This is a genomic window from Chloroflexus sp. (assembly GCF_034432675.1).
In the GTDB taxonomy this organism is placed as follows: domain Bacteria; phylum Chloroflexota; class Chloroflexia; order Chloroflexales; family Chloroflexaceae; genus Chloroflexus.
Genome location: NZ_DAOUBI010000127.1, coordinates 1 through 7,963 on the forward strand (window position 1 = coordinate 1; position 7,963 = coordinate 7,963).

The window sequence follows — 7,963 nt, forward strand, 5'->3', positions numbered from 1 at the left end:
GCTACGCCCGACTCGGTGATGCCCGCCTGAACCGGCGTCTGATGCGTCTGGTCGCGGCATTGGCTGCGCAGCCGAACGCCAGCGTGCCGCAAGCGTGCGGGAGCCGGGCAGCCACCAAAGGGGCCTATCGGTTCTAGCGTTCGGAATGGGTCACCCCGGACGCGATTCGGGCGGCGCAGTATCACGCAACCGTCGAGCGCGTATTCGCTGATTCTGGTCATCCAGGACACCACGGAGCTGAACGTCACCCATCATCTGGTCACCCATGGACTGGGGTTGGTGGACAATGCAAGCCAGCAGGGGTTGAAGGTTCACTCAGCGCTCACGGTGAGCAGCGATGGGGTGCCGTTGGGCCTGATCCATCAAGCAGTGTAGGTCCGCGACCCCGCTACGCAGGCAACCGGCAGCGGTGGCGGCAGCGGGAAACGACGGACAAGGAGCGCCAGCGCTGGCTGACGGCGCAGGCAGCCACCCAGCAGGCCGTCCCGCCCGACGTCGCGGTGATCACCGTGGCAGATCGGGAAACGGACATCTACGATGTGTTTGCCGCACCGCGCCGACCAGGCGACCAGTTGCCGATCCGGGCGACGCATCATCGCCGGGTGAGTCATGCGGCCGGGTATCTGTGGCAGGCCATTCGGTGCAGCCCAATGTGCGGCCATGAGACCATTGCGGTGCCGCGCACGAACAACCGGGCACCACGCCAGGTGCCTATCACCGTGCGCACGACACCGCCAAGCATTCTCCCCCCGTGACATCATCAACAGCATGCCTCGTTGCCGCCACTGCCGGTGCACGTTGTCCTGGCAGACGAGCAGCAGCCGCCCCTGAGGTAACCCCCGTATGCTGGTTGTTGCTCACCACACTGGCCGAGGCGCTCCAGTGTATCCGCTGGTACTGGTATCGGTGGGTGGTGGAAGCTGTGATTAGCCCGCTAAAAAGGAGACACGGGGATTTCCGCGTGTAAGGTGGCAGCGCCGTGCGCTTTAGAATAATATGTAACCCAGGTTACCACCTATGCCGTGAGCAAGCCACGGAGGTTAACTGCCAGGATGAACAGCACGACATTGCCTGCAACGTTGTGTGGCGTAACCGAATCGAGGTAGGGAGCAACTGTGCAAGTAAGCTGTCAGTTCGCTCGACAGCAGTACGATAGGACGACTGCAAGGAGCAGAGCTATGGTGGGAAGTGACGTTTAGCGTTGTCCTTACGGACTGGAAGCACACAGATGCCGGCCTCGGCGAGGACATCGTCGCTGTTGTTCTGGTTGCAGGCATCATCACCAATCACCCACGCTCCCGCTGGTATATCGAAGGTTTCATTACTCCAGTTCAGCAAGATTGCGGTACCTGCGTGGATTCAACAAGAACGCACCTGGATGAACGTCGTGGATGACCATCAGATGAATGTTGATCCCGTAGACGTAACGCCGTTTGCTGACGTGATAGCTACGAATAGACACGCTCCTTCACACCTCAAGGTGAGCAACTTGGGTTATCTATCAATCACCAGCCGGTTTCGGTGTCAGCGCAGTATTGCGACGGGCAACTGCAACTGCTTCAAGCGCCATAATGATAGAAGATGCCAGGAAGATGCCGGCCAGCGCACCAATTGCCGCCTGGGTCAACACTGTACGACCTGTCATTGCCACAGGATTGGTGACCGTACCGAGATAACGCACCGAGACCTGTGGGGCTGCATCTGCGACTCGTAACTCATCAATACGCCTCATCAGGACTTCAATCAGCCCAAACGCAATATCGCGATTACGAGTCAATTCGCGCTCAAGAGCCTTTAATCGTTCAAGACGAGTCTGGGCTGCGGCCAGGCGGTTGTACAATAACTGGCTCGAGTCGGGGCTTAGCTCATTGGGTGATAGCTCGCTTAACCGCGCAGCCTCGTTGCGAACTTCCTGATATTCAGCTTGCAGACTCGTGATTAAACGGTCGAGATCAGCTACGGTTACGACGGCATTATCCGTCAGTGAGCTGTCGAGCTGTAAGATGGGACGATCTTTGCCCTGGTCGCTCAGATTGCGAATCCGGAGCAACAATGCGGCTAACGCATCTGCCACATTGACTTCGTCGGCAGATTGATCGCCCAACCGCTGCCGCAAGAGCTGTGCATCGCGCAAGATTTGCTCAATATAATTCGCACGCCGGAGGTAATCAGCGAAACGATCAGTGCCGGCAGCACGGGCGCTATTCACCAGATCGCTCAGCCGACGCACTTCTTGTTCGGCTGCAGCAAGTTCACCCTGAGCAATAAATGTTTCCAGTTCGGCCTGGGCCGCTTGATACCGTTCGCGGGCTTCAGTCAGTTGCTGTTCGACCAGTTCCAACGAGCTGGTATCTCTAGTGTAGGTTTCGTTCACCAGGCGCGTATACTCTTGTCCCCACAAGGCTGCCAATCGGCGAGCATCATCGGCTGTGTCAGCACGGGCAGTTATCCGTACCAGATCGCCATTGGTTTCTATCGTTATGCGTTGGCTTAGATCGCCCAATTGATACCCATCGGGCAATCTTCCCTCGCTCTCCAGGATTGCCGCAACTCGTTCCTCAAGCGTTGCATCACGCGCCAGTCCTAGCAATGCCTCGCGTTGGTTAAGTGTCGTAGTGAAAAGCAGGGAGTCGCGACTGGTGAAGCGATTATCGAGCGTAACCTGTGTACTTGCCGGGACGATGAGAAGCGAGGTACTAGCAGCGTATGGAGGTATTCGTGTCCAGGCCAGCACGCCTACCAGCAATGCTACCCCCAGGGCAGTACCGAGAATGATCCACCAGCGACGTAATAGCGCTGACAGGTATGGCCTTAAGTCAATCTCGTCATTCATAACAATGGACCTGACAGGTTTGTTTTGTTCACTAGACGGGCTTTCTGATTGTAGCAGACGTCACCTTGTTTCGTCAACGTAGATAGTAGAACGTTGCTAACGTCACTAATGCTGCCATATCAAACACCGTGATGATTGCAAGCAAGAGATAAGGCGTTAGAGGTTGCCAGCGGGCCGGCCAGAGTTGTTGCCAGCCGGCTTCCAGCAGCCAGATTGTGGGCACGATTGCCCAGTAGAGGTAGCGACCACGAGGAATATATGGTATCTCTTGCTCGTACAGAGGATGTAGTCGTCCAAGCAGCGTGAACCACGCCAGCCCTACTGCAATCGCGCACAGCCATAGCCAGCGTTGTTGCCAGTTCGGTAAAACAACCGGCCACTGCCGCGTGCCGCGCAGTAATCCAATGATTGCCGCAATGCTCAAGCCGGCAAAGAGCCAGTCGCCAACTGGATACCAGACCGGAATATGTCCCCATGCTAGCCGTACCCAGAAGTGGTTGTGAGCGATCTTTACCGTGCGAACGTACCACGGCCATGCTCGCTCCCAGTTCAACCATGATTGCAGCCACGCTACAATGTCCATCCGTAGGTAGTCGCGTTCGAGAGCGGCCAACCAGGGTTGGGTGCGCAGACCATCGGTGTCGAGGGTGAAACTGAGCATCAGCAACGTTCCGGTGCTAAGACCTCCACCCACGAGGTAGACCCACCAGCGTATTGGATGGCGGTACATACTCCACACAAGAGTCAGGAGCAGGGGGACAAGGAGCGGAATTGCCGTGCGTTTGGTTAGGATTGCCACACCGGTTCCCAATACAGCCAGCAGCATGCCACTACCGCACCAGCCGTTACGGATCAGGATAGCACATCCCAGAAAGGCTGTGACCGCTGCAAAGTTCATCAGGACGTCACTGTTCAGTGCGCTCATCAGATCGACGAATGCCGGTGTTCCGGCTACCAGTGCAGCTAGCACCAGCGCCATTTGTGGTTCATCAGGCGTTATCGTCAGGCCAATGCGCCACACCGCGATCACCGTCAACACCATCAGGAATGCACTGAATACGCGACCAAGGTAAAGCTGGTACTCGACCGGCACATACCGGAACGGGCTGATCAGAACTGCAATGACGCTATAGTACAACGGGGGATGGTGCCGTTGATCGGTCGGAATACCAGGTGGACGTAGACTAAGAAGATCAGGGCGTACCCCAGGGGGCCAGAAGTTGTAACGGTACATCGAGTCGGCGACTTCACGGGCAATCGCGACATCATCGGGGGCGTTGATCCCACCGCGCACAATGTACGCCGCGTATAAAAAGTGACCTGGCTCGTCGTAATGTTGCCAGGGTGGTACCAGGAATACGTAGATCAAGGTATGAATCAGCGCAAGTGGAACCAGCCAAGATATTACACGTTTTTCTGCGCCGCTGAAAGCCGGGAAACGATGCTTCGGTTGTGATTGTTCACTTACCGCTTGCTCAGGCGGTGCAACGGCTACCTCAGTCTGTGTCATGGAATTGTGCTCAGTATCGTTGTCTCACTTGCAATCGGTTCGTTCAGCACCTGTCTGGCCGTACTCGAAATAAATTACTGAAAGGCTTAGCCGTTCACGGTACGTTGTAGAGGTGGTGACAAGGCTTTTGTACCGGTTAGCAGTAATCTCGTCGATGTCGGACAAAGAACACGCTATCGGGTTGGCTACCTTCTCTTTGGTCATATGGCTACCTGGCAGCCATGCTTCCGCACCAGCCGCACTCCATATTAGGCACGTCTGGCACCGGTCAACCCACAACTTGCCACCGCTCTGCTCTCCCTGTATCACCTATCTGTCCGCCCCGATCCACCCGCCTGGTGTTCCGGATGCTCTCCTGCATCACAACTGGCGAGCAGAATACTGCCATCAATCAGCTGCTTGATGTCGGGTAAAGAAGCATCATCACAGAGCAACAGATCAATCCCAATATCAAGTTGGTGCGAAAAGAAGAAGAAACACGGTCACGCCGCCTCGATTGAATTGTGTCCTGCTCGCTGAACTGTAGTAAAAGGTCGACATTGCTTGTACCCGAGTACGATCCGCTGGCCAGGGATCCAATTAGGTATACGTTGCGCAAATGAGGAAAGGTTACCGGTGCTGAGGTGGCAACCTCGCGCAAGTGACGTATCATCTCATCGCGATTCAGGGAGATAACTTTCACAGAACCGAATGACCCAATCCGCCGCATGTGGTCCCTCACACGCATGAGTTTCAGTAAAATAATTGGCCAGCTTCCCTGAGGCAAAACCGTTTGAGTAGCGATGAAATGTAGTACAGGTGGAGCAGGCGAACACCATCCAACACCTCTTCCGGAGTCGTCAGCTCCTGGTTCAGTCGTCTCAACATATCTGTGAGAGAATGGCTCCAGACGGTCGCACCTCTGACTAATCCCAAAACCTTCACTCTCTCAGACGCCTGTTAAAACGTGAAACGCGCCCACAGTGTGCGTGTATAATCACACTTATCTTGCTCATACTAGTTGTGCCAGCGGTTCATCGAATGACACCTTCACGCCGTCTGTCAACGAGTACATCGTGTATATACTGGTGATGATACAGTGAGAAGCAAACTAGGTTTATACCACCATTATACGTAATCTTATCAATATGCACCGTGCCCCTGCCAGACGACGATGAGCGTTTTGAGCAGGATGCGCAGATCGAGCCAAAACGAATAATTCTGGATGTAGTAAAGATCATCTTCGGTGTGCAAATGCATCGGCTTATCACTGCGACCATTCACCTGCCACCAACCGGTCATGCCTGGTGGAACCCGGAAGCGCTGCCACTGCCACGGCTCATATTCTGTCACAATATAAGGTATCTCCGGTCGTGGACCGACCAGGCTCATCTCACCGCGTAATACATTAAACAGTTGTGGCAATTCATCGAGGGATGTCCGGCGCAACTTTCGCCCAACGCGGGTAACACGCGGATCATCTTTCAACTTGTGAATTAGCCGACCGTGTTCATCGTACTGCACCACCTCACGCCAGCGCCGCTCAGCATCGACGTACATACTGCGAAACTTCAGCATCTGAAAACGCCGTCCGTGCTCACCAATGCGCTCTTGACGAAAAATGATTGGCCCCGGCGATTCGAGTTTGATAAGCAGAGCGATCAGCAGCATCAGAGGAGAGAGCAGTATGATTAAGAGCAAACTCACAACGATATCAAATAGACGCTTCACCACTCGTTGCGAGTCGGTCAGTGCCGACTCCCGGAGCGACACCAGTGGAATACCGCCCACACTATCCACGGGAGTCCGGGCAAACGTCAGATCGAGCGCGGTTGGAACCGTGTGGATCATTACCGGCTCCTTGAGCAACTGCAACGACAACTCAACCACCTGATCGTAGCGTGATGGTGGCAAGGCAAAGATCACTTCATCAATCTGACACCGACGTACCAGGGTCACAAGATCGAGTAAACCGCCTAGGCGGGGAAGACTCGTTGGGGCATCGCGCTCATCAGAGGCATACCCTACCACTTGCACACCGGTCCATGGCCGGCGCGCAAATTCATCGGCCAGGCGGATGGCAGCATTCACCTCACCAACCACTAGTACTTGTCGCCCATTCCCACGTTGCTGCCGCCAGCGGGCGAGCGTCCAAAATCCCAGATGGATCACGAGCAGAACGACCAGATTAAGAATAACGAACCAGATAAATGTCTCCCGATCAATAGCCACCACATTCACCAAATAGAGTAACCCGGCGAATGAGGTTGCTGCCAGTAGTACGGCGAGAAAGAGACGGGTAAATGCTTCGAGAAGGGTGCAGGTAAACAGTGCCCGTTGCGGGGCCAGAACGATGAAGACCAGTGTCCAGATCACAGCAACAACGCCGTAAATCGGCCACCGGCGTGTAAGTGTTGGATCATTGCGAACGACAAGGGTGAGACATAGCAGTGTTGCTATCAGATCCCACGTAAGCACGCTCCCACTCAATCGTGTGCGCAGGCGTTCCAGCATTCCGGCTCCTTACGCGAAGACGCCTGCCGGCGTCGTGGCCGCGCCTTCACACCAAGCTAACCTGTGCGAACCCTCAGCAAGGGATATGCCGAGCGATAGTATAGCACGGGAGATGATTAGAAGGCAAGTGATCCAGCTCTGATGATTACCCACAAGTGTAAATGAAGAGAAACTCTTACTTGACCATAATGGTTTCTGTGGTATCCTTCGCTCCACAAAACCCATGTCTAGGCCAAAGAAATGCCCGGTTCAGTTGGCGACGAACAATGCGCATACCGGCACGCCCTGCTCAGGAAAGGAGCAGCCAAGGCCCGAATGCTGCCCCGAATCCGCATCCGGTTGCTCTCAGCAGCAGGGAACCCCGATGGCTGGATCACCGATGTGCTGAAAGGTTCCCCGCAAACTATCCATAACCATCCGAACGCGATCCGCCGCAGCAGGACTGGAGGTCGCTGTGACCGAGCTCCCTCGTTCAAGGTGATGGCCCAAATTGGACGGAAAGGGGGAAGCCGTTCTTGAGACGCTGGCCTGCCGCGACCCACCAGCAGGGCGCGAGCACTGGACGATGCAGATGTTGGCAGGCAACCTAATTGTAAGGAGGTGGTGGACTCTCCATCGCCGATGAAACCGTGCGACGAGTGTTAAGAAAAATAGCATCAAACCGTGGCAAAAAAAGCAATGGTGCAGTTCGCGGATAACAGCGGCTTTCCTTTGGCGAATAGAAGATGTGTTAGCCCTGCATGCGGCACCCTATGTCCCGCAGCGTCCCGTTATCGGCTTGGATGAACGGCCGTGGCAGTGGTTGATGGGGGTGTGGGAGCCGCTACCGATGGAAGCGAGACGATCCCGACGGGTGGACTAGGCGTATGAACGCAACGGGAGTTGCAACCGGTTCTTGGTGTTACAGCCGCTGACGGAACGGCGGAAGGGCACGGTGACCGCACACTGGCCCAGCGAAGCATTTGCCTATCCGCTGACAGCGCTGGTAGATGACATCTTTCCAGAAGCGGACGTCATCTGGGTGGTCCTAGATAACCTGAACCCCATACGCCAGCGGCTTTATACCAGACCGTTCCGCCGCAGGAAGCCCAGCGGATTGCCCGCCGGCTGGAGGTTCATTCCACGCC

The 7,963-nt window shown here is 55.5% G+C and carries 6 protein-coding genes; 2 read left to right on the forward strand and 4 right to left on the reverse strand.

Annotated elements, in window-relative coordinates:
• On the forward strand, positions 1-137 hold a 137-nt coding region (locus VAE55_RS19135), incomplete at its 5' end, for a transposase DNA-binding-containing protein (protein WP_416181184.1).
• 225 nt (positions 138-362) lie between these two features.
• Here VAE55_RS19135 and VAE55_RS09430 read toward each other — a convergent pair.
• From VAE55_RS09430 to VAE55_RS09445, 4 genes are all read right to left on the reverse strand, one after another.
• Positions 363-662 carry a hypothetical protein gene (locus VAE55_RS09430; RefSeq protein ID WP_322815534.1) on the reverse strand — a complete coding sequence of 100 codons (300 nt, stop codon included), beginning with the start codon at positions 660-662 and terminating at the stop codon, positions 363-365.
• An 839-nt stretch (positions 663-1,501) separates the two neighbouring features.
• Complete coding sequence (locus VAE55_RS09435; RefSeq protein ID WP_322815535.1) at positions 1,502-2,833, reverse strand: lipopolysaccharide biosynthesis protein; 1,332 nt, start codon at positions 2,831-2,833, stop codon at positions 1,502-1,504.
• Between the two features lie 73 nt (positions 2,834-2,906).
• Complete coding sequence (locus VAE55_RS09440) at positions 2,907-4,343, reverse strand: glycosyltransferase family 39 protein (RefSeq protein ID WP_322815536.1); 1,437 nt, start codon at positions 4,341-4,343, stop codon at positions 2,907-2,909.
• Positions 4,344-5,465: 1,122 nt separating this feature from the next.
• Positions 5,466-6,836 carry a sugar transferase gene (locus VAE55_RS09445; protein WP_322815537.1) on the reverse strand — a complete coding sequence of 457 codons (1,371 nt, stop codon included), beginning with the start codon at positions 6,834-6,836 and terminating at the stop codon, positions 5,466-5,468.
• A gap of 934 nt (positions 6,837-7,770) precedes the next feature.
• Here VAE55_RS09445 and VAE55_RS09450 point away from each other — a divergent pair.
• On the forward strand, positions 7,771-7,963 hold a 193-nt coding region (locus VAE55_RS09450), incomplete at its 3' end, for a hypothetical protein (protein ID WP_322815538.1).